Source organism: Janthinobacterium sp. CG3, assembly GCF_000344615.1.
GTDB lineage: Bacteria > Pseudomonadota > Gammaproteobacteria > Burkholderiales > Burkholderiaceae_D > Janthinobacterium.
In genome coordinates, this window is record NZ_KB467825.1 from 34,509 (window position 1) to 56,388 (window position 21,880).

At 65.9% G+C, this 21,880-nt stretch carries 22 protein-coding genes; 4 read left to right on the plus strand and 18 right to left on the minus strand.

Features of this window, described 5'->3' with window-relative positions; translation table 11 throughout:
* Window positions 1-130 precede the first annotated feature (130 nt).
* Window positions 131-625, plus strand: a complete 495-nt coding sequence (locus JANGC3_RS0124750; protein ID WP_017879183.1) for a DciA family protein — start codon at window positions 131-133, stop codon at window positions 623-625.
* Between the two features lie 47 nt (window positions 626-672).
* Here the strand turns inward: JANGC3_RS0124750 and lpxC are convergent, their stop codons facing one another.
* Both lpxC and JANGC3_RS0124760 read right to left on the minus strand, forming a co-directional pair.
* Window positions 673-1,608, minus strand: coding sequence for a UDP-3-O-acyl-N-acetylglucosamine deacetylase (gene lpxC / locus JANGC3_RS0124755; RefSeq protein WP_017879184.1), 936 nt, complete (start codon window positions 1,606-1,608; stop codon window positions 673-675).
* An 88-nt stretch (window positions 1,609-1,696) separates the two neighbouring features.
* Entirely contained in the window at window positions 1,697-2,539 is an 843-nt protein-coding gene (locus JANGC3_RS0124760) for a DMT family transporter (RefSeq protein ID WP_017879185.1), read from the minus strand.
* 392 nt (window positions 2,540-2,931) lie between these two features.
* Between JANGC3_RS0124760 and JANGC3_RS31900 the strand changes: the two genes are divergently transcribed.
* Entirely contained in the window at window positions 2,932-3,243 is a 312-nt protein-coding gene (locus tag JANGC3_RS31900) for a BrnT family toxin (protein WP_081612030.1), read from the plus strand.
* On the plus strand, window positions 3,185-3,499 hold the full coding sequence (locus JANGC3_RS0124770) for a BrnA antitoxin family protein (protein WP_232429815.1): 315 nt from the start codon (window positions 3,185-3,187) through the stop codon (window positions 3,497-3,499). Before JANGC3_RS31900 ends, JANGC3_RS0124770 begins: the two co-directional genes overlap by 59 nt.
* Before the next feature lie 81 nt (window positions 3,500-3,580).
* Here JANGC3_RS0124770 and JANGC3_RS0124775 read toward each other — a convergent pair whose 3' ends face one another.
* The 16 genes from JANGC3_RS0124775 to mraZ all read right to left on the minus strand — a co-directional run bounded on the left by JANGC3_RS0124775 (window position 3,581) and on the right by mraZ (window position 21,557).
* Window positions 3,581-4,087 carry a peroxiredoxin gene (locus JANGC3_RS0124775; RefSeq protein ID WP_017879188.1) on the minus strand — a complete coding sequence of 169 codons (507 nt, stop codon included), beginning with the start codon at window positions 4,085-4,087 and terminating at the stop codon, window positions 3,581-3,583.
* 258 nt (window positions 4,088-4,345) lie between these two features.
* Complete coding sequence (gene ftsZ, locus JANGC3_RS0124780) at window positions 4,346-5,557, minus strand: cell division protein FtsZ (RefSeq protein ID WP_026133478.1); 1,212 nt, start codon at window positions 5,555-5,557, stop codon at window positions 4,346-4,348.
* A 174-nt stretch (window positions 5,558-5,731) separates the two neighbouring features.
* Entirely contained in the window at window positions 5,732-6,964 is a 1,233-nt protein-coding gene (gene ftsA, locus JANGC3_RS0124785; protein ID WP_017879190.1) for a cell division protein FtsA, read from the minus strand.
* Window positions 6,965-6,972: 8 nt separating this feature from the next.
* A complete protein-coding gene (locus JANGC3_RS0124790; RefSeq protein WP_017879191.1) occupies window positions 6,973-7,794 on the minus strand; it encodes a cell division protein FtsQ/DivIB in 822 nt (273 codons plus the stop codon).
* A gap of 7 nt (window positions 7,795-7,801) precedes the next feature.
* On the minus strand, window positions 7,802-8,770 hold the full coding sequence (locus tag JANGC3_RS0124795) for a D-alanine--D-alanine ligase (protein ID WP_017879192.1): 969 nt from the start codon (window positions 8,768-8,770) through the stop codon (window positions 7,802-7,804).
* Window positions 8,771-8,790: 20 nt separating this feature from the next.
* Entirely contained in the window at window positions 8,791-10,191 is a 1,401-nt protein-coding gene (gene murC / locus JANGC3_RS0124800; RefSeq protein ID WP_017879193.1) for a UDP-N-acetylmuramate--L-alanine ligase, read from the minus strand.
* 10 nt (window positions 10,192-10,201) lie between these two features.
* Entirely contained in the window at window positions 10,202-11,269 is a 1,068-nt protein-coding gene (gene murG, locus JANGC3_RS0124805; RefSeq protein ID WP_035789053.1) for an undecaprenyldiphospho-muramoylpentapeptide beta-N-acetylglucosaminyltransferase, read from the minus strand.
* Window positions 11,266-12,477 (minus strand): putative lipid II flippase FtsW, encoded by a 1,212-nt coding sequence (ftsW, locus tag JANGC3_RS0124810; RefSeq protein WP_026133479.1) that lies wholly within the window; start codon window positions 12,475-12,477, stop codon window positions 11,266-11,268. The genes murG and ftsW overlap by 4 nt, the downstream gene beginning before the upstream one ends.
* Window positions 12,477-13,976, minus strand: coding sequence for a UDP-N-acetylmuramoyl-L-alanine--D-glutamate ligase (gene murD, locus JANGC3_RS0124815; RefSeq protein ID WP_017879196.1), 1,500 nt, complete (start codon window positions 13,974-13,976; stop codon window positions 12,477-12,479). The genes ftsW and murD overlap by 1 nt, the downstream gene beginning before the upstream one ends.
* On the minus strand, window positions 13,976-15,151 hold the full coding sequence (gene mraY, locus JANGC3_RS0124820) for a phospho-N-acetylmuramoyl-pentapeptide-transferase (protein WP_017879197.1): 1,176 nt from the start codon (window positions 15,149-15,151) through the stop codon (window positions 13,976-13,978). Before mraY ends, murD begins: the two co-directional genes overlap by 1 nt.
* 2 nt (window positions 15,152-15,153) lie before the next feature.
* A complete protein-coding gene (locus JANGC3_RS0124825) occupies window positions 15,154-16,572 on the minus strand; it encodes a UDP-N-acetylmuramoyl-tripeptide--D-alanyl-D-alanine ligase (RefSeq protein ID WP_017879198.1) in 1,419 nt (472 codons plus the stop codon).
* On the minus strand, window positions 16,572-18,113 hold the full coding sequence (locus tag JANGC3_RS0124830; protein WP_017879199.1) for a UDP-N-acetylmuramoyl-L-alanyl-D-glutamate--2,6-diaminopimelate ligase: 1,542 nt from the start codon (window positions 18,111-18,113) through the stop codon (window positions 16,572-16,574). The genes JANGC3_RS0124825 and JANGC3_RS0124830 overlap by 1 nt, the downstream gene beginning before the upstream one ends.
* Window positions 18,113-19,891 carry a peptidoglycan D,D-transpeptidase FtsI family protein gene (locus tag JANGC3_RS0124835; RefSeq protein ID WP_017879200.1) on the minus strand — a complete coding sequence of 593 codons (1,779 nt, stop codon included), beginning with the start codon at window positions 19,889-19,891 and terminating at the stop codon, window positions 18,113-18,115. Before JANGC3_RS0124835 ends, JANGC3_RS0124830 begins: the two co-directional genes overlap by 1 nt.
* A complete protein-coding gene (gene ftsL / locus JANGC3_RS0124840) occupies window positions 19,891-20,163 on the minus strand; it encodes a cell division protein FtsL (protein ID WP_017879201.1) in 273 nt (90 codons plus the stop codon). The genes JANGC3_RS0124835 and ftsL overlap by 1 nt, the downstream gene beginning before the upstream one ends.
* A complete protein-coding gene (gene rsmH / locus JANGC3_RS0124845) occupies window positions 20,160-21,119 on the minus strand; it encodes a 16S rRNA (cytosine(1402)-N(4))-methyltransferase RsmH (protein ID WP_026133481.1) in 960 nt (319 codons plus the stop codon). The genes ftsL and rsmH overlap by 4 nt, the downstream gene beginning before the upstream one ends.
* Before the next feature lie 9 nt (window positions 21,120-21,128).
* Window positions 21,129-21,557 carry a division/cell wall cluster transcriptional repressor MraZ gene (gene mraZ, locus JANGC3_RS0124850; protein ID WP_026133482.1) on the minus strand — a complete coding sequence of 143 codons (429 nt, stop codon included), beginning with the start codon at window positions 21,555-21,557 and terminating at the stop codon, window positions 21,129-21,131.
* Between the two features lie 2 nt (window positions 21,558-21,559).
* Between mraZ and JANGC3_RS33000 the strand changes: the two genes are divergently transcribed.
* Window positions 21,560-21,739 carry a hypothetical protein gene (locus tag JANGC3_RS33000; protein WP_157406998.1) on the plus strand — a complete coding sequence of 60 codons (180 nt, stop codon included), beginning with the start codon at window positions 21,560-21,562 and terminating at the stop codon, window positions 21,737-21,739.
* Window positions 21,740-21,880: the final 141 nt, after the last annotated feature.

Here is a 21,880-nt window from a genome sequence, read left to right on the forward strand (position 1 = left end):
TTGACTTGTATCACAATAGCTAAATGATAAACAATGTCGCGAAAACCGGCGCAGATGAGGCTTTCCGCCAAATATTTCCCCGCGCGCGCCGGACTCGCCACGCGGCCCCGGCTGTGATATGTTTCGGCAAATGCGATCCCACACCTTCTACCAAGCAAGCCGCGCCCGCTCGGGTCCGGCGCTGCCCGGCGCCACGGACTTCCTGCGCAGCAACGCCACGATGGCGTCCCTGATGCCGGCGGTGAACCGCATGATGGCGCTGCAAAAGGATTGCGCCGGCGCGCTGCCGGCCATGTTCCACAACTGCGATATCCTGCAGTTCGAGGACGGCCAGTTGGTGCTGGCGACGCCGACGTCGGCGGTGGCGGCCAAGCTGAAGCAGCAATTGCCGAAATTACAGGCGGAATTGGAAAAGCGCGGCTGGCAGGTGCGCGGCATCAAACTCAAGGTGCAGGTGACGAAAAGCATCGCGCCGGTGGTCCACACGCGCCAACTGCTGCTGCCGAGCATGGCGGTGTCGGCCTTCGACGAATTGAGCAACAGCCTGCCCGAGTCGAAACAAAACAACGGCCTGATCGCCGCGCTGCGGGCGATGGTGCAGCGGCGCCGCGAACCGGGCGGCTAAGTCGCCGCGACGCGGCCGGCGGCACGCAAGGCCGGTGCATAGACGCCTTAAGTCAGCGCCCACTCCCTGGCCATTTGGCGCAGATACGACGGCGGCGCCGCCGCGTTGGTGTCGAACGAGACGATTTCGTACGCGTCCGGCCGCTCCAGCAGCGCCAGCAGCAACAGGTTGTTGAGCGCGTGGCCCGACTTGTGCGCCGTGTAACTGGCCAGCAGCGGATGGCCGATCAGATACAAATCACCGATCGCGTCGAGGATCTTGTGGCGCACGAACTCGTCGTCGTAGCGCAAGCCGTCCGAATTCAAAATACGGTACTCGTCCATCACGATGGCGTTTTCCAGCGAGCCGCCGCGGGCCAGGCCCATGCCGCGCAAGCTCTCGACGTCCTGCATGAAGCCGAAGGTGCGGGCGCGCGCCACGTCGTGCACATACGACACGTCGCCGAAATCGACCGAGGCGCGCTGGGTGGTGCCGTCGACCGCCGGATGGTTGAACTCAATGAAGAAATCGAGCTTGAAGCCGTTGTACGGGCTCAGCCCGGCCCATTTCTCGGCATCGCCCTTGCCCTGGCGCACTTCGACCGGCTTCAGCAGGCGAATGAACTTCTTCGCCGCCGGCTGCTCCTGCACGCCGGCCTGCTGCAGCAGAAACACGAAGGACGAGGCGGAACCGTCCATGATCGGGATTTCCTCGGCGCTGATATCGACCACCATGTTGTCGATGCCCATGCCGGCGGCGGCCGACATCAAATGCTCGACGGTGGAGACGCGGGCGCCGTCCTTGACCAGGACCGAGGCCATGCGGGTGTCGCCGACGATGCCGGCGCTGGCGGGGAATTCGACGATGGGCAGCAAATCGACGCGGCGGAACACGATACCGGTGTCCGGCGCGGCCGGATGCAGGGTCAGCTCCACCTTGGTGCCGGAGTGCAGGCCGACACCGACGGTGCGGACCAGTTTCTTGATGGTGCGTTGTTTTAACATCCGAAGATTATATCAACTTGCGGCGAAACCGTTTCGCCGCGGCATCACAGATCCCGTCCGCGGACAACAGCAAGCCTGCGTCGCCGGCTCAGGGATGCTCGGACTCGGCGTGCACCGCTTCGCGGCGGATCAGGTACACGCCGCTGGCGATAATGATCGCCGCGCCCAGCAAGGTGTACTGGTCGGGCAGCACCTGCCACAGGATCCAGTCCAGCCCCATGCCCCAGGCCAGCGCCGAATATTCAAACGGCGCCACGCTCGACGCCTTGCCCAGCCGGAACGCCTCGGTGATCGCCAACTGCCCCAGGAAACCGCTCAGCGACAGGCCGGCCAGCAGCAGCCAGTCCTGCTCGCGGATCGCCACCCACTCGTGCGCCGACAGCGCCACGCCGCCGATTGCCATCATCAGCATCAGCCAGAACACCATGCTTTCGCTGGCGTCGCTGCGGCTGAGCACGCGCCCGGTGATGGCCGAGACGGCGTAGCAGGCCGCCGAAGCGAGCACCGCCAGCCCGCCGATTGAAAAGAAATCGCCGCCGGTCGGGCGCAGCACCACCAGCACGCCGCCCATGCCGACGGCGACCGCGCACCAGCGCGCCGCGTCGACTTTTTCCTTCAGGATGAAAACCGACAAGGCCGTGATCAGCGTCGGCGCGATGAAGAAGATCGAATACGCCTCGGCCAGCGACAGCAGTTTGAGGCCGTAGGCGAAGGTGGTAATCATCACGATGCCGAGCAAGCCGCGCAGCAGGTGCAGCGGCCAGCGCACCTTGAGCACGCCCTTGAACGCGCCGCGCCAGGCGACGTAAATGCACACCAGCGGCAGCGACGACAGCGCCCGCAGCGCCGTCACCTGCATCGCCGGATACGTGGCCGAGAGCAGCTTCATCGCCGTGTCCATCAGCGAGAACATGGCGACGGCGATGAGCATCGCATAAATGCTGCGCAGGTTTTGGGCTTGGGGTGTCAAAGCGGGCTCCTCGCTGGTGGTCCCCGCGGCGGGGTGCGCGCGGGATAGATATCCCCAGCCAGCAAAAGCCGCTTGATGAATGTGCACCAATGTTGTGCGGGAATTATAGCAAGGCGTTGCCAACCGTGTTTGGCGGGCAATTTTCACACCGTGAAGAGACGCGTCTAAGAGAAAAGCGGCGCATTGCCGCGGTCTTGAGATCCATCAAAACTGGCAAGAATTAGACAAAAAACAGTATTGGGGGATGACGCGGCCGCTTTTATAAAGAATGAACCGAAGCGATAGTCGCACTGCGTTGACGGCGACGCGGTGTCAAACCCGATTGACTTCTCTTTTTTTTGTACATACACTAAATGAAGATCACATTTGACCCGGAAAAAGACAGACTGAACCGTAACAAGCATGGGGTGTCGCTGGCAGAGGCAGAGCACTTCAACTGGCAAGACTTCCTGTGGAAATTAGATCGCCGCGAAGACTATGGCGAAGACAGGGAAGCTGGTATTGGTACGATAGGCAGCCATTTGTACAAGGTCATCTATGTCGAGCGCGGTGATGTCCTGCGTATTATTAGCCTGCGCAAAGCAACGCAAACGGAGGAGGATGAATATGCAAGCCAGTATGAAGCGCAACCCCCGCTCGACTCCATTCATCCGCTCCACAGATGAAGAACAGGCGGCAATCACGGCGGCCGCCCTGAGTGATCCGGACGCGCTACCGTCAACGCCGGAGGAGTTGGCCCAATTCACACGGCGCCGCGGCCGTCCCCCTTCAGACGTGACCAAAGTTGCCATCAGCCTTCGCCTTGACCTGGATATCCTGAATGCGTTCAAGATGACTGGCCAAGGATGGCAAACCCGCATCAACGATGCCTTGCGTGACTACGTCGAGTCGCACGATATGCGGGGTCAGCGGGAAATCTAAGGCGTCGCGTTGCCAAACGGCGCATGTGGGCAACAAAAACGGCGCCGCGGCGCCGTTTTCCATTGCCGATACGGGCGCAGCTTAAGCCAGTTGGCCCAGCAGCGTTTCCGCGTTCGACACGTCGAACTTGCCGCCCTGCTCGACGTTCAACTGCGTCACGACGCCGTTCTCGGCCAGCAGCGAGTAGCGCTGCGAGCGCGTACCCATGCCGAACTTGCTGAAGTCGGCGTCCAGGCCCAGCAGCTTGCTGTAGGCGGCGTTGCCGTCAGCCATCATGCGCACGATGCCGGTGGCTTTCAGTTCGCGGCCCCAGGCGCCCATGACGAAGGCGTCGTTGACCGAGATGCACCAGATTTCATCGACGCCCTTGGCTTTCAATTCTTCCGCGTGCTGGACGTAGCCCGGCACGTGTTGCGCGGAGCAGGTCGGGGTGTAGGCGCCCGGCAGGCCGAAGATGGCGATCTTCTTGCCCTTGGTCAGCTCTTCAACCTTGAACGTGTTTGGACCCAGCGCGCAGCCTTCGGTTTCGGATTCGATGAATTCCGACAGGGTGCCTTCTGGCAGGGCATCGCCGATTTTGATAGTCATGCTTGACTCCTTGTGTAGGGGGTTATGGGGGTGGCCGGGGCATAAAAAAGCCGCGCGGGGCGCGGCATACCCAAGCACTGGACAGCAGTATGCCTGAGTCTTTTCGTTTGTGCAGGAAACACGCCGAACCCAATGTCATGTAGGTCGGATTCGCGAAGCGTCATCCGACAACGTTGGCCGAAGCGAGGCACGCCGCTCCAGGCCAAGGTTGTCGGGTTACGCCCAATGGGCTAAGCCGGCCTACAAAACCTGCGCCGCTTAGTCCGCCTGCTTGCGCAGGAAGGCCGGGATGTCGTAGGTTTCCATGCCGTTCTTTTCCATCGCGCGCACCTGCTCGGAAGCCGATTCGCGACGCCATACCGCCGGCGCCTTCATGCCGTCGAACGCTTGCCCCGGCACGGCCATGCCGACCGTGGTGCTGCCGGCGCCGCCGACGCCGCCCATAGCCGCCGACGGCGTCAGCGGACCGTTGTGGGTGCCGGTGCGCAGCATCTGCTGCGGCACCAGTTGGATCGACTTCTTGGCGCGGCCCAGGCCGGTAGCCACCACGGTGACGCGGATGTCGTCGCCCATGTTGTCGTCGTAGGCGATACCCTGGGCGATCGAGGCGTCCGGCGCCGCGAACGCGCGCACGGCGGCCATGACTTCCTTGATTTCCTTACCCTTCAGGCCACGGCTGGCGGTGACGTTGACCAGCACGCCGCGCGCGCCCGACAGGTCGATACCGTCCAGCAGCGGCGAGGCCACCGCCTGCTCGGCGGCGATGCGCGCGCGGTCGACGCCGGACGCGGTCGCCGTGCCCATCATGGCCTTGCCCTGCTCGCCCATGATGGTCTTGACGTCGTTGAAGTCGACGTTGATATGGCCCGGTACGTTGATGATCTCGGCGATACCGGCGACCGCGTTGTTAAGCACATCGTCGGCGTGTTGCATCCACTCCAGCATGCTTTCGTCTTCGTAGATCTCTTCCAGTTTTTCGTTCAGGATGATGATCAGCGAGTCGACGTGCAACGACAGCTGCTCCAGGCCCTCGTCGGCGATGTCCATGCACTTCTGGCCTTCGTACGAGAACGGCTTCGACACCACGGCCACCGTCAGCGCGCCCAGCGACTTGGCGATTTCCGCGACGATCGGCGCGGCGCCGGTGCCGGTGCCGCCGCCCATGCCGGCGGCGATGAAGACCATGTGCGCGCCGCGCAGCGCGTCTTCGATACGCGCGCGCGACTCTTCGGCCAGCTGGCGGCCCACTTGCGGCTTCATCCCGGCGCCCAGGCCGGTCTCGCCGATCTGGATGATGTTGTCGGCCTTCGAGGTCGACAGCGCCTGCGCGTCGGTGTTGGCGGCGATGAACTCGACCCCCGACATGCCCTTGTTGATCATGTGTTGAACCGCGTTGCCACCTGCTCCGCCGACGCCGACGACCTTGATGACCGTGCCTACAGCTGCGTTATCGACCATATCGAATTCCATGATGTGCTCCTATCAGTGTGCCGTTTCCAGGCGCCAGGCCTCATACGAATAGGAGAGCTGGAGATTGAAAACTGCGGTTAAATATAAAATATCGTGTGTGTTCCTGAATGCTTGTTCTGCTTGTTGTGCTTATTGTGCTTATTCTTATTCCGCTGCCGGCGCCAAACCAGCGCCTTAAAAATTCCCTAAAAACCATTCCTTCATGCGCTGCCAGACCGCCTTCACAGAACCGTCCTGACGCGTCACGATATGGCCGCGCAGGTATTGTTTTTTCGCTTCCAGCAGCAGGCCCAACACCGTCGCGTAGCGCGGGCTGCGCACCACGTCGGCCAGCTGGCCGCGGTACTCGGGCGTGCCCAGGCGGGCCGGCTTGAGGAAAATATCCTCGGCCATTTCCACCATGCCCGGCATGATCGCGGTGCCGCCGGTGAGCACGATGCCCGACGACAGCACGCCCTCGTAGCCGGATTCGCGCACCACCTGGTGCACCATCGCGAACAGCTCCTCGACGCGCGGCTCGATCACCGCCGCCAGCGCCTGGCGCGACAGGTTGCGCGGGCCGCGGTCGCCCAGCCCCGGCACCTCGAGCGACTCGCCCGGGTCGGCCAGCACCTGCTTGGCGACGCCGTAGCGGATCTTGATCTCCTCGGCTTCCGACGTCGGCGTGCGCAGCGCCATCGCGATGTCGTTGGTGATCTGGTCGCCGGCGATCGGGATCACGGCGGTGTGGCGGATCGCCCCGTCCGAGAACACCGCCACGTCGGTGGTGCCGCCGCCGATGTCGATCAGGACCACGCCCAGCTCTTTTTCGTCCGGCGTCAGGACCGCGTCGGCCGAGGCCATCGGCTGCAAAATCAGATCCGACACTTCCAGGCCGCAGCGGCGCACGCACTTGACGATGTTCTGCACCGCCGACACCGCGCCGGTGACGATGTGCACCTTCACCTCGAGGCGGATGCCGCTCATGCCGATCGGCTCGCGCACGTCCTCCTGGCTGTCGACGATGAATTCCTGCGGCACCATGTGGAGTAACTGTTGGTCGGTCGGTATGTTAACCGCTTTCGCCGTTTCGATGACGCGCGCCACGTCGGCGGCGGTCACTTCCTTGTCCTTGATGGCCACCATGCCGCTCGAATTGAAGCTGCGGATATGGCTGCCGGCGATGCCGGCGTAGACGTTGCGGATCTTGCAGTCGGCCATCAGCTCGGCTTCCTCGAGCGCGCGCTGGATCGACTCGACGGTCGCCTCGATGTTGACGACGACGCCCTTCTTCAATCCCTTTGATTCGTGCTGGCCCAGCCCGATCACTTCGTGGCGCCCGTCGGGCATCACCTCGGCCACCACCGCCACCACTTTCGAGGTGCCGATGTCGAGGCCGACGATCAGGTTTTTCGCGTCTTTTGTCATTTCTGTGCCTACTGTGTGAGCCTGCTGATGGGCGTTGAATTATTCGGTTTTTTCTTTGCTGCGGTGCCCGGTTTTTTCCCCTCGGGCGGGATCACCAGGCCGGCGGAACTCAGGGCCAGGCCGTTCGGATAACGCATGTCGATCGTGTCGATGTTCTGCAGCCGGCTCGCCAGTTGCGGGTAGATCCCGGTCAGCCGGTCGACCCGCTCCTTCAATGTGGTCTTGCTTTGCTCGCGCCCCAGCGCCACGCTCATGCCGTTGTCGAGCTTGACGGTCCAGGCGTAACGCCCCGACAGCGACAGCGCCTGCGGCACCAGGTCGATCGGCGCGAACCAGGCGTGCAGCTCGGCGTAGCGGGCCAGCACCTCCTTCTCGCTGCCGTCGGGGCCGGAAAACTGCGGCAGCTCGTGGTCGTCCTCGGCCTCGGCCAGGTTGGCGGTGAAGACGTCGCCCTTGACCGACAGCAGGCGGCCGTCCTCGCCCCAGGTGCCGAGCGCGTCGTGCTCTTCCAGCGCCACCACCAGCTGGTTCGGCCACTCGCGCCGCACCGTTGCGCGGCGCACCCACGGCACCGACTCGAAGGCCAGCCGCACCGCGTCCAGGTTGGCCGTGAAAAAATTGCCCTTGATGCGGCCGCGGGTGCCGTTGCGCAGCGTCAGGTGGTTGACGTGGCGCAGCTCCTCCTGGTCGATGCTCTCCACGCTGATCGCCTGCAGCGTGAACATCGGCCATTGCGACACCCACCAGACGCCGGCGGCCACGCACGCGAGCATCACCACGGCAAAAATGCCGCTGGCGGTCGCGTTCAGGGATTTAGCGTCGTGCCACATGCTCGTCTCAGCCCCGCCCTTTGGCCATCTTCAGGCGCGCCGACGCCAGGATTTCCAGGCACAGGTCCTCGTAACTGATGCCCAGCGCGCGCGCCGCCATCGGCACCAGCGAGTGGCTGGTCATGCCGGGCGAGGTGTTCGCCTCGATCAGGAACAGCTGCTTGTCGGAGGCGCGCAGCAGCACGTCGACGCGGCCCCAACCCTCGCAGCCGAGGCCGCGGTAGGCTTCCACGGCGATGCGCTCCATCTCGGCGCGGTCGGCCGGGTCCAGCTCGGGCGGACAGAAATACTCGGTGGTGTCGGTGAAGTACTTGTTCTGGTAGTCGTAGTTGCCACCCTGGGCGACGATCTCGATCGGCGGCAGCGCGCGCGCGCCGGCGCCCTGGCCCAACACGGCGACGGTGAACTCGCGCCCGGTCACGAACTCCTCGGCCAGCACCGAGTCGTCCAGCGCGGCGGCGATGTCGTAGGCGGCGCGCAAGGCGCCGGCCTCGACGACCTTGGTGATGCCGATGCTGGAACCCTCGTGCGGCGGTTTGACGATCAGCGGCAGGCCCAGTTCGACGGCCACCGCGTCGAGGTCGGAGCCGGCGTCGAGCACCGCGTACTTCGGCGTCGGCAGGCCGTGCGCCAGCCAGATCATCTTGGTGTAGACCTTGTCCATGGCGATCGCGCAGGCCATCACGCCGCTGCCGGTGTAGGCGACGCCGAGCTGCTCGAGCGCGCCCTGCAGGCTGCCGTCCTCGCCGAAGCGGCCGTGCAGCGCGATGAAGACGCGGTCGAATTTTTCGCCGGCCAGTTCGGCCAGGCCGCGCTCGCCCGTGTCGAAGGCGTGCGCGTCGACGCCGCGGCTAAGCAGGGCCTTCAGCACGCCGGCGCCGGACATCAGCGACACTTCGCGCTCGGCCGAACGGCCGCCGAACAGCACGCCGACCTTGCCGAAGGCGCTCACGTCGATGGCTGTGGTCGGGCTCATGGTAGGGCTCAATGTAGGGCTCATGATTCAGCGGCCTTTGGAAAAGTGGTCAGTTTGTGCGGTACGCCGCTGATCGAGCCGGCGCCCATGGTGACGACGACGTCGCCGTCGCGCGCCACGCTGATGATGGTGTCGGGCATGTCGGACATCAGTTCGACGAAGATCGGCTCGATCTTGCCGCGGGCGCGCAGCGCGTGCGCCAGCGCGCGGCCGTCGGCGGCGACGATCGGCGCCTCGCCGGCCGCGTACACCTCGGCCAGCAGCAGCACGTCGACGCTGCCGAGCACCTTGACGAAGTCCTCGAACAGGTCGCGGGTGCGGGTGTAGCGGTGCGGCTGGAACGCCAGCACCAGCCGGCGGCCCGGGTAGGCGGCGCGCGCGGCGGCCACCGTCACCGCGGTCTCGACCGGGTGGTGGCCGAAATCGTCGACCAGCGCGAAGCTGCCGCCGGTTTCCAGCGCCACCTCGCCGTAGCGGGTGAAGCGGCGCCCGACGCCGGCGAACTCGGCCAGGCCCTGCTGGGTGGCCGTATCGTCGATGCCGATCTCGCGGGCGATGGCGATGGCCGAGCAGGCGTTCTGCACATTGTGCATGCCGGGCTGGTTCAACACCACGTCCAGCGCCGGATAGCCTTCCTGGATCACCGTGAAATGCATCTCCAGGCCGACCGCGCGGGCGTTCACGGCGCGCACCTCGGCGTCCTCGTGGAAGCCGTAGGTGGTGATCGGTTTCGAGATCATCGGAATGATGTCGCGCACGTGCGGGTCGTCGATGCACAACATGGCGCGGCCGTAGAACGGCAGGCGCTGGGTGAACTGGACGAAGGCCGCCTTCAATTTCTCGAAGTCGTGCTCGTAGGTTTCCATGTGGTCGGCGTCGATGTTGGTGATCACCTCGATCATCGGCGACAGGTTCAGGAAGGAGGCGTCGGACTCGTCGGCCTCGGCCACCAGGTAGTCGCCGGCGCCCAGCTTGGCGTTGGCGCCGGCGCTGGTAAGGCGCCCGCCGATGACGAAGGTCGGGTCCATGCCGCCCTGCGCCAGCACCGACGCCACCAGGCTGGTGGTGGTGGTCTTGCCGTGCGTGCCGGCGATGGCGATGCCGCGCTTGAGGCGCATCAACTCGCCCAGCATGACCGCGCGCGGCACCAGCGGAATCTTGCGGCTGCGCGCGGCGGCGACTTCCGGATTGTCCTGCGGCACCGCGCCGGAGGTGACGACGGCGTCGGCGTTGCCGACGTTCTCGGCGGCGTGGCCGAGCAGCACCTTGGCGCCCAGGCTTGCCAGGCGCTGGGTGGCGGCGTTGCTGCCCAGGTCGGAACCGGAGACGTTATAGCCCAGGTTGACCAGCACCTCGGCGATGCCGCTCATGCCGCTGCCGCCGATGCCGACGAAATGGATGTTTTTTACTTTATGTTTCACGAATCGAGTCTCATGCTAGTTGTTCCAATACCAGGGCGATGGCGTCGTTGGCGTCGCGCTTGCCGACCGCGCGCGCCGCCAGCGCCATCTCCAGGCAGGCGCCGCGCGTCAGATTTTGCAGCAGCGCCGCCAGCGCGGCCGGGTTCATTTCCGTTTGCGGCAGGTGGATCGCCGCGTGTTGTTGCGCCATCCATTGCGCGTTGTCGCGCTGGTGGCTGGTGGTCGAGGCCACCAGCGGCACCAGCACGCTGGCCACGCCGGCCGCCGTCAGTTCCGACAGCGTAATGGCGCCGGCGCGGCAAATCACCAGGTCGGCGCCGGCGTAGGCCGCCGCCATGTCGTCGATGAAGTCGACCACCTCGGCGAGCACGCCGGCCTGCGCGTAGGCGCCGCGCAGCGCCTCGATGTTCTTCTTGCCCGACTGGTGCGTCACCAGCGGGCGCCGCTCCGGCGCGATCAGCGCCAGCGCCGGCGCCAGGTTGTCGTTGAGCGCCTTGGCGCCCAGGCTGCCGCCGACCACCAGGATGCGCAGCGCACCGGTGCGGCCCTCGAAGCGCTCCCGAGGACCGGCCAGGTCGAGGATTTCGCGGCGCACCGGGTTGCCGGTGACGCTGGCCTTGCCGGCGGCGCTGCCGAAGTCCGCCGGGAAGCCGAAGCAGACCCGCTGCGCCAGCGGCACCAGGGTTTTGTTCGACAGCAGCAGGGCCGCGTCGGCGTTCACCAGCACCAGCGGCACGCCGCGCAGGCGCGCCATCAGACCGCCCGGCACCGTCACGTAGCCGCCCATGCCCAGCACCACGTCCGGCTTGCGCCGGCCGATGTAGCCGAAGCAGGCGAAGAAGCTGGCCAGCATCTTGAAGCCGCCGGTCAACGTGTGGCGCAAGCCCTTGCCGCGCATGCCGGAAAACTCGATGGCGTCCATCTCGACGCCGTGCCGCGGCACCAGCTCGCGCTCCATGCCGTGCGAAGTGCCCAGCCAGCTTACCTGCCAGCCGCGCGCGCGCATGGTCTGGGCGATCGCCAGGCCGGGGAAAATGTGGCCGCCGGTGCCGGCCGCCATAATCATCAATCGTTTCATAATCTGCCACCACGCATCAGCACCCGGTTCTCGTAGTCGATCCTGAGCAGGATCGCCAGGCCGACGCAATTGAACAACACGCCCGAACCGCCATAGCTCATCAGCGGCAGGGTCAGACCCTTGGTCGGCAGCAGGCCAAGGTTGACGCCCATATTAATAAAGGTCTGCACGCCGACCCAGATGCCGATGCCCTTGGCCGTCAGGCCGGCGAAGGTCTGGTCGATGGCGATGGCCTGGCGGCCGATGTCGAAGGCGCGCTTGACCAGCCAATAAAACATGGCGATCACCACCAGCACGCCGGCCAGGCCCAGCTCTTCGCCGATCACCGCCAGCAGGAAGTCGGTGTGCGCCTCCGGCAGGTAGTGCAGCTTCTCGACGCTGCCGCCCAGCCCCACGCCGAACAGTTCGCCGCGGCCGAAGGCGATCAGCGAATGGGTCAGCTGGTAGGCCTTGTTCAGCGCGTTGTCCTCCTGCCACGGGTTCAGGTAGGCGAAAAAGCGCTCGCGGCGGAACGGCGACAGCGCCACGATGGCGACGAACACCGACACCAGCACCGCGCCGATGCCGCCGAACCAGATCGCGTTGATGCCGCCCAGGAACAGGATGCCCATGGCGATACAGACAATCACGCCGAACGCGCCCAGGTCGGGTTCCAGCAGCAGCAGCAGGCCGACCAGGCCGACCGCGCCGGCCATCGGCATGAAGCCCTTGGTCAGCTTGTGCATGTATTCCTGCTTGCGCACCGTGTAGTCGGCGGCGTACAGCACCGCCACCACCTTCATCAGCTCGGACGGCTGCACGTTGAACACCTTCAGCGACAACCAGCGGCGCCCGCCGTTGACCGCCACGCCGATGCCCGGCACCAGCACCAGCACCAGCAGCACCAGGGTGCCGATGAACAGGTAGGGCGCGGCGCGCTGCCAGGTGGCGATGCGGATGCGGAACACGAACAAGCCGGCCATCAGCGAAATGGCGATGAAGGTGGCCTGGCGCGTCAGGAAGTAGGAGTTCTTGTAGTTCGAGAACTTGGGCGAATCGGGCAGCGAAATCGACGCCGAATACACCATCACCATGCCCAGCAGCATCAGCAGCAGGGTCACCCACACCAGCGGCTGGTCGTACTCCATCATCTTCGACTGCCGGGCGTGACTGTCCATCGGCTTGTTCGCCGACGATCCAGAAAAGCTGAATGGCAGTTGCAGGGGCATCAGATATCCTGTCCCTGTTCCAGCGCGATCTCGCGCACGGCGTCGACGAAGACCTCGGCCCGGTGGCCGTAGTTCTTGAACATGTCGAAGCTGGCGCAGGCCGGCGACAACAGCACGGCGTCGCCGGCCTGCGCCAGCTCGCGCGCGCGGCGCACCGCCAGCGGCAGCGTTTCGCAGTCGATCAGCTCGACCCCGGTCTGCGCCAGCGCGGCGCGGATGGCCGGCGCGTCGCGGCCGATCAGCAGCACCGCGCGCACGTAGCGCGCCACCGGCTCGGCCAGCGGGGCGAAGTCCTGGCCCTTGGCCTCGCCGCCGGCGATCAGCAGCAGGCGCTGCTCGGCGCCGCCGAAGCTTTTACCCAGGCCGTTCAGCGCCGCCGCCGTGGCGCCGACGTTGGTGCCCTTGCTGTCGTCGTAGTATTCGACGGCGTTGATGGCGGCCACCAGTTCGACCCGGTGCGGCTCGCCCTGGTATTCGCGCAGGCCGTACAGCAGCGGCGCGAACGGCAGCCCGATGGCGCGGCACAGCGCCAGCGCGGCCAGCGCGTTGGCGGCGTTGTGCTGGCCGCGGATTTTCAGCGCGTCGGCCGGCATCATGTGCTTGGCGATGAAGGGAATCGGCGCCGGCGGCTCGTTTTTCTTGCGCTTGCGCTCGGGCAGGTCCTCGGCCGGGGCCGCGGCCGTCAGCCAGAACACGCCGCGGGCGTTCTCCAGGCCGAAGCTGTCGACCTCGGTCGGCTCGTCGGTGCCGAAGGTGACCACGGTGGCGCCCGGATCGGCCATGCGCATCACGGCCGCGTCGTCGCGGTTGAGCACGCGCACCGTGTGGGCGCCGAAGATGCGCTGCTTGTCGCGCGCGTACGACGCCATGTCGCCGTGCCAGTCGAGGTGGTCCTGCGACAGGTTCAGCACCGTCGCGGCGTCGGCTTGCAAACTAAAAGTCGTGTGTAACTGGAAGCTGGACAGTTCGAGCACCCAGGCCTGCGGCAGCTGATCCTGTTCCAGCGCTTGGCGCAGCACGTCCAGCGCCGCCGGGCTGATGTTGCCGGCCACGCGCACGCTCAGGCCGGCGCGCTGGCACAGCAGGCCGACCAGGCTGGTGACGGTGGTCTTGCCGTTGGTGCCGGTGATGGCGATCACCTTCGGCGCATAGCCGCGCTCTTCCTTCAGCGCCGCCAGGGCCTGGGCGAACAGCTCGATCTCGCCCCACACCGGGATGGCTTTGGCGGCCGCCGCCGGAATGATGGCGGCCAGCTCGCCCCCGGGCGCCAGGCCCGGGCTGACGGCGATGAAGTCAAAGCCCTCGACCAGGCCGGCGTGGAAGGCGCCGCCGACGAATTCGGCCCGCGGCACCGCGGCGCGCAGCGCCGCCAGGCGGGCCGGCTGCTCGCGCGTGTCGGCCACGCGCACCGAGGCGCCGCTGCGCGCCAGCCATTGCGCCATCGCCAGCCCGGATTCGCCGAGCCCCAAAACCAATGCGTGTTTGCCCGAATAGATCATTAGCGTAATTTCAAAGTGGAGAGACCGAACAGGACCAGCATCATCGTAATGATCCAGAAGCGCACCACGACCTGGGTTTCGCGCCAGCCTTTTTGTTCAAAATGATGGTGCAAGGGCGCCATCAGGAAAATCCGGCGACCGGTGCCGAAGCGTTTTTTGGTGAATTTGAACCAGGTCACCTGGGCGATCACCGACAGGGTCTCGACCACGAAGATGCCGCCCATGATGAACAGGACGATTTCCTGGCGCACGATGACGGCCAGCGTGCCGAGCGCGCCGCCCAGCGCCAGCGCGCCGACGTCGCCCATGAAGACCTGGGCCGGATGGGTGTTAAACCACAGGAAGGCCAGGCCGGCGCCGGCCATCGCGCCGCAAAAGATGATCAGCTCGCCGGCGCCCGGAATGTGCGGGATGAACAGGTATTTCGAATAGGTGGCGCTGCCGGTCAGGTAGGCGAACAGGCCCAGCGCGGTGCCGACCATCACGGTCGGCATGATGGCCAGGCCGTCCAGGCCGTCGGTCAGGTTGACGGCGTTGCTGGTGCCGACGATGACGCAATAGGTCAGCGCGATGAAGCCCCACACGCCCAGCGGGTAGCTGACGGTTTTAAAGAAGGGCACGATCAAGTCGGCCTTCGGCGGCAAGTCCATCGAAAAGCCCGACTGCACCCAGGCGTAGATCAGGTTCCACACGTTGCTCGCGTTCGGCTCCGAGACCGAGACCGAGAACGCCAAGTAGAAGGCGGCGCCCAGGCCGATCAGCGACTGCCAAAAGTATTTTTCGCCCGAGGCCATGCCGTTCGGGTCCTGCCGCACCACCTTGCGGTAGTCGTCGACCCAGCCGATGGCGCCGAAGCCGAGCGTCACCACCAGCACCGGGTAGATGAAGCGGTTCGACAGGTCGCACCACAACAGCGTCGAGACGCCGATGGAAATGAGGATCAGCAGGCCGCCCATGGTCGGGGTGCCGTGCTTGATCAAATGCGTTTGCGGGCCGTCGGCGCGCACCGCCTGGCCGACCTTCATGCGCGTGAGCATGCGGATCACGGCCGGACCGGCGCCCAGGCCGATCACCAGCGCCGTCATCGTGGCGAACACGGCGCGGAAGGTGATGAAGTTGAAGACCCGCAGCGGGCCTAGGTCTTGTTGAAAGTATTGAGCGAGCCAGAGCAGCATGATTAGTGGGCCTCCTTGTTGTTGTTTTGTGATCCAATCAAATGCTGCACGGCCCGTTCCATCTTCATGAAGCGGGAGCCCTTGACCAATATCGTTGCGTCCGGACCAGCCGCCAGACGCGCAAGATGTACATCTAGCGCCGCCAGCAAATCGTCGAACAGTTCAAAATGCTCCACGTTGGCGCCGCGCAGATGGCGCGCCAGTTCGCCCGTCGCCAGCACGTGCTCGATACCCTTGGCGAGCGCGTAGTCGGCGATCTCTTCATGGAATTGCCGGCCCTGGCCGCCGACTTCGCCCATGTCGCCGAGCACCAGGATGCGCGGCGCCCGGGCTTGCGCCAGCACGTCGACGGCGGCGCGCACCGAGTCCGGGTTGGCGTTGTAGCTGTCGTCGATGACGGTGGCGCCGCCGGCCGCGCGCTTTTTCTGCAGGCGGCCGTTGACCGGCGCGAACGCCTCCAGGCCGCGCCGGATCGCCTCCGGCGCGACGCCGGCGCCGAAGGCGCAGGCCGCCGCCGCCAGCGCGTTGCGCACGTTGTGCTCGCCGGCCGCCCGCAGGCCGACGAAAAATTGCAGCATAGGCAGGTCGGCGCCGGCGCGCACGCTGACGAACATGTCGCTGCCGAAGTCCTCGGCCGGACGGTGCGTGCAGCTGACGTCGGCGTCCTTGCCCAGGCCGAAGGTGATGCAGCGGCGCGCGCCGGCCAGGGCGCGCCACAATTCGGTAAACTCGTCGCCGTGCGGGAACACCGCCACGCCGTCGGCCGGCAAGCCGGCCAGCACCGCGCCGTTTTCGCGCGCCACCGCTTCCACGGTGTGCATGAATTCCTGGTGTTCGCGCTGGGCGTTGTTGACCAGCGCCAGCGTCGGCTCGGCGACCGCCGTCAGCCGGGCGATTTCGCCGGGGTGGTTCATGCCCAGTTCGACGACGGCGGCGCGCTGCCCGGCCGCCAGGCGGAACAGGGTCAGCGGCACGCCGATTTCATTGTTCAGGTTGCCACGGGTGGCCAGGCGGCCGTCTTCGCCGTAGGCCGCCGCCAAAATCGAGGCCAGCATTTCCTTGACCGTGGTCTTGCCGTTGCTGCCGGTGACGCCGATGACCGGCAGCGCGAACTGGCGCCGCCACAGGTTGGCGATGCGCCCCAGCGCCACCAGCGTGTCCGGCACGACGACGGCCGGCAGGGTCCAGCCGGCCGGCAGCCGCTCGACCACCACGGCGGCCGCGCCCTGCCCGGCCACCTGGGCCAGGAAGTCGTGGGCGTCGAAGCTGTCGCCGCGCAGCGCGACGAACAGCGCGCCGGCCCGCACCTTGCGGCTGTCGGTCGAGACGCCGTCGAAGGCCAGCTCGGACTGCGCCGCCGGGCCCGGGACCAGTACCGCGCCCGGAATCGCCGCCACCAACTGGGCCAGTGTCGCGCGCATCAGTTGGTCCTCATCATGGTCAGCCGCGCCGACAACGCCAGTTGGGCGTGGTCGGTGTCGGAGAACGACAGCTTCTTGCCCTTGATTTCCTGGTAGGCCTCGTGGCCTTTGCCGGCCAACAGGATCACGTCGGCCTTGGCGGCGTGCTTGACCGCCGAGAGGATCGCGCTGGCGCGGTTCTCGATGGCTTGCGTGACCGAAGCCGGATGCCGCGGGTCCATGCCGGCGACGATCTGCGCGATGATGCTGTGCGGGTCTTCGCTGCGCGGATTGTCGCTGGTGACGACGACGTGGTCGGCCATTTGCGCGATGGCGCCCATCTGCGGCCGCTTGCCCGGATCGCGGTCGCCGCCGCAGCCGAACACGCACCACAGCTGGCCGCCGCGTTCCTGCGCCACCTGGCGCAGCGCGGCCAGGGTTTTTTCCAGCGCGTCCGGGGTGTGGGCGTAGTCGACCACGACCATCGGCGCGTCCTGCCCGCCGACCTGCTGCATGCGTCCCGGCGCCGGCGTCAAGGCTTCGATGGCCTCGATGGCGGCGCGCAGGCCGACGCCCTTGGCCAGCAGCGCGCCCATCACGCCGAGCGCGTTGCTGATATTGAAATGGCCGACCAGGCGGGTTTTCACCAGCGCCGAGCCGAATTGGCAGTCGAGGTGGAAATCGGTGCCGGCGTGGCGGCTACGGAACTGGCTGGCGCGCAGCATGCACACGCCGTCCAGGTCCGGCTGGGCCGCCGCGTCGCGCAGGGTGTAGCCGATCAGCGGCAACGCGCCGGCCGGCTTGCCGCGCAGGCGCGCGACCAGGCGCGGGCCCATCTCGTCGTCCAGGTTCAGCACCGCCGTTTGCAGGCCGGGCCAGTCGAACAGGATGGTCTTGGCGGCCTCGTAGGACGGCATGTCGCCGTGGTAGTCCAGATGGTCGCGGGTCAGATTGGTAAACAGCGCGACGTCGAAGTGCATGCCGGCGGTGCGGCCCTGCTCCAGGCCGATCGAGGAAGCCTCGATCGCCACCGCGCCGGCGCCGGCGTCGCGCATCTCGGCCAGGGTGCGCGCCAACAGCACCGCGTCCGGCGTGGTGTAGCCGGTGGCGTCGAAGGCCACTTCGCCGCGCGGCTTGGCCAGGCCGACGCCGAGCGTGCCGATGACGGCGGTGGCCACGCCCACGCGCGCCAGGGCCTGGCCCAGCCAGACCGCGCTGGAGGTCTTGCCGTTGGTGCCGGTGACGGCGACGCTGAACATGGCGGCGTCGGGCATGCCGTAGCGGGCGTGCGCGATCGGACCGGCCAGGCGTTTCAGCCCGGCCAGCGCCAGGTGCGGCACGCCCCAGGCGGCGTCCCAGGCGAAGTCGGCGCCCTCGTAGACGACGGCGGCGGCGCCCTGGGCGATGGCGGCGGCGATGAAGCCGCGGCCGTCGCCGGCGTCGCCCGGATAGGCGAAGAACACGTCGCCGGCCTGGATGCGGCGCGAATCGGAGGCCAGCTGGCCCCCGGGCGCCGCCTGGGCGATCCACAAACTGATTTCTGGTATGGTCATGTCGGACATTACATTGACTCCGGACCGGCGTTGGCCGGGATAACGATTTCGGTGACGGAGGAGTCCGGCGGTATATTCATCGCGCGCAGCGCGTTGGTGGCCACCGCCGCGAAGGTCGGCGCGGCGACCTGGCCGCCGTAGTGGCCGCCGCTGGTCGGTTCGTCGATCATGACGGCGATGATGAAGCGCGGCGCCGACATCGGCACCATGCCGACGAAGGAACCGATGTATTTGCGCGGCATCGCGTAGCGGCCGTTTTCAACCTTGTAGGCGGTGCCGGTCTTGCCGCCGACGCGGTAACCGGCGACCTGGGCCTGCTTGGCGGTGCCCTTCTCGCCCGACACCACCAGTTCCAGCATGGCGCGCATGTCGGCGGCGGTCTTCGGCTTGATCAACTGCTGCCCGGCCGGCAGCTCGCTGACCTTCTGGAACGACAGCGGAATGGTGTCGCCGTCGCGGGCGAACATCATGTAGCCGCGCGCCAGCTGGATCAACGAAACCGAGATGCCGTTGCCGTAGCTCATGGTGGCCTGCTCGACCGGGCGCCAGGATTTATACGGGCGCACGCGGCCGGCGACGGCGCCGGGAAAACCGAACTTCGGCTGCTGGCCGAAGCCGACCTTGGTAAACATTTCCCACATTTCCTGCGACGGCATGCTCAGCGCGATCTTCGAGGTGCCGATGTTGGACGACTGCTCGATGATCTCGGAGACGTTGATGACGCCGTGCGCCTTGGTGTCGGTGATGGTGCGGTCGGCGATGGTGTAGCGGCCGGCGCCGGTGTCGATCAGCGTGGTCGGCTTGACGCGGCCGCTGTCGAGCGCCAGCGCGACCGTAAACGGCTTCAAGGTCGAGCCGGGCTCGAAGGTGTCGGTCATGACGCGGTTGCGCAACTGCTGGCCGGTCAGCTTGCGCCGGTCGTTCGGGTCGTAGCTCGGGTAGTTCGCCAACGCCAGCACTTCGCCGGTGTGCACGTCCAGCACCACGGCGGCGCCGGCCTTGGCCTTGAACTTCTCGACCGCCTCCTTCAACTGCGTGAAGGCGATGTACTGGATCTTGCTGTCGACCGACAGCACCAGGTCCTTGCCGTCGTGCGGTTCGTGGATCGAGCCGATGTCCTCGACGATGTGGCCGAGGCGGTCCTTGATCACGCGCCGGCTGCCGGTGCTGCCGACCAGCGTCTTTTGCTGCGCCAGCTCCATGCTTTCCTGGCCGACGTCCTCGACGTTGGTGAAACCGACCACGTGGGTCATCACTTCGCCCTGCGGGTAGAAGCGCTTGTATTCCTTGCGGGCGTCGATGCCGTCGATGTCGAGCTTGGCGATCTTGTCGGCCACGTCCATCTCGACCTGCCGCTTCAGGTAGACGAAACTGCGGTCGGAGTCGAGTTTCTTGCGCAGCTCGGCCTCGCTCATTTCCAGCAGGCCGGCCAGGGCGCGGATCTTCTCCGGCGGCGAGGCCAGCACGTCGTCCGGGATGCCCCAGATCGCCTTGACCGGCACCGACGAGGCCAGCACCTGGCCGTTGCGGTCGGTGATCTTGCCGCGCGTGGCGGGCAGCTCGATGGTGCGGGCGTAGCGGATCTCGCCCTGCTTTTGCAGGAACTGCGTGGAGACGCCCTGCAACCACAGCGCCCGCCCGCCCAGCGCCGCGAAGGCGGCGAACAGCACGAACAGCACCACCCGCGAACGCCACACCGGCAGGCTCACCGCCAGCATCGGATTCTTCGAGAACGGCACCCCTTTGGAAGCCGCCACGCGCGAGCCAGTCGCGCCGCCGCCGCGCATCACGGCTCGCCCTGGGTCAGGTACTGGGTGCGCGCCGCCGTCAGCGGCGTCATGTCCAGGTCGCGCCGGGCGATCGCCTCGATGCGCTCGTGCTTGCCGAAGGTCGATTGGTCCAGCTGCAGCTGCGACCAGTCGATGTCGAGCTGGCGCGACAAGGCCTGCGCCCGCTCCAACTCGATGAACAGGTGGCGCGCCTGGTACTGCGCGTTCACCAGCGACAGCGCGCAGCCGACCAGGATGGCCGTCAGCAGCAGATTCAGCTTGCCGCTCATCGGCCGCTCCAGGGCAGGCGCAGCGCGACGCGCATCACGGCCGAGCGCGCGCGCGGGTTGGCGCCGACTTCGGCGTCGGACGGTTTCATCTTGGCGACCAGCTTCATTTCCGGCTGCGGCAGGTCGACCGCGCGGATCGGCAGGCGCCGGTCCGGCTGCGCCACGTTGGCCTTGGAGGCGAAGAAGCGCTTGACCATGCGGTCTTCCAGCGAATGGAAGCTGATCACGGCCATGCGCCCGCCCGGCGCCAGGCAGTCGTAGGCCTGGTTCAAGCCGGTTTCGAGGTCTTCCAGCTCTTTGTTAATGAAAATGCGGATAGCCTGAAAGGTGCGGGTGGCGGGGTCCTTACCCTTCTCGCGGGTTTTGACAACGCCCGCCACGAGGCCGGCAAGCTGTCGTGTGCTTGAAATTGGCTCGACCGCGCGGCGAGCAACAATCGCCTTTGCAATCTGAAAAGCAAACCGTTCTTCCCCATATTCACGTATCACCCTTTCTAAAACCTGTTCGTTCTCCAGCGCCAGCCACTCGGCCGCGGACTGGCCGCGGGTGGTGTCCATGCGCATGTCGAGCGGGCCGTCGTTGCGGAAGCTGAAGCCGCGCGCGGCGTCGTCCACCTGCGGCGAGGAAATGCCTAGGTCGAGCAAAATGCCGTCGACCTGGGCGATGCCGCGCGCGGCCAGGCTGTCGCGCATGGTGGCGAAGCTGTCGTGGACGATCTGGAAGCGCGGGTCGGCGATCTGTTCGGCGGTGGCGATCGCCTGCAAGTCCTTGTCGAAGCCGACCAGGCGCGCCTGCGCGCCCAGGCGCGACAGGATCAAGCGGCTGTGGCCGCCGCGGCCGAAGGTGCCGTCGACATAGATGCCGTCGGCGCGCGGGCCGAGCAGATCGAGGGCGTCAACCGCCTCGTCCAGCAGCACCGTACGATGCAGAAATTCCGGCACCGGTAAAGTAGTCATCGCGGAGCCTTAGAAAGAAAAATTGGATAGGACATCGGGGGCGCCGGCGTCGATCGCCTGCTGCTCTTTTTCGGCCAGCTTGGCCGCGTCCCAAATTTCAAAATGCGTGCCCATGCCGATCATCATGACCTCGCGCGCCAGGCCGACGGCGTTGCGCAGCTCGGGCGAGATCAGGACGCGGCCGGCCGAGTCGAGCTCGACGTCGCAGGCGTTGCCGAGGAAGATGCGCTGCCAGGCCCGCGCGGCCATCGGCCAAGCGGCGATTTGCTGTCGGTGGTTTTCCCACACGGGGCGCGGAAAGAACAGCAGGCAGCCGTCCGGGTGTTTGGTCAGGGTCAGGCGGCCCTCGCATTCGATCGACAGCGCGTCACGGTGCTTGGCGGGGATAGACATCCTGCCCTTAGCATCGAGATTGATTGCGGACGCGCCTTGAAACACGAATGACCTTTGACCTCAGAATTATTAACAAGCGGGTGAGCGCGGCGCTGGCGAAGGGAAGTTTTTCTCAAAAAATTCCCACAAAAACACACTTTTTCACACAGTTGCCCACTTTAGAGGATGCCAAGAGGGTGGTCAAGCGCTTTCCTTCTATCGAAACAGTGATTTTATTAATGAAATGAAGGACTTAGCGGATATCCTTGAAGGAGCTCCACATCAAAATATATCGATAAATTAGATACTTATGGAAGATAGTGAATGTGCTACCTCACCTGTGCACATGTGTTTGCCCGCCGTAAACAGCGGAGGGCTCAGCTTGAAAA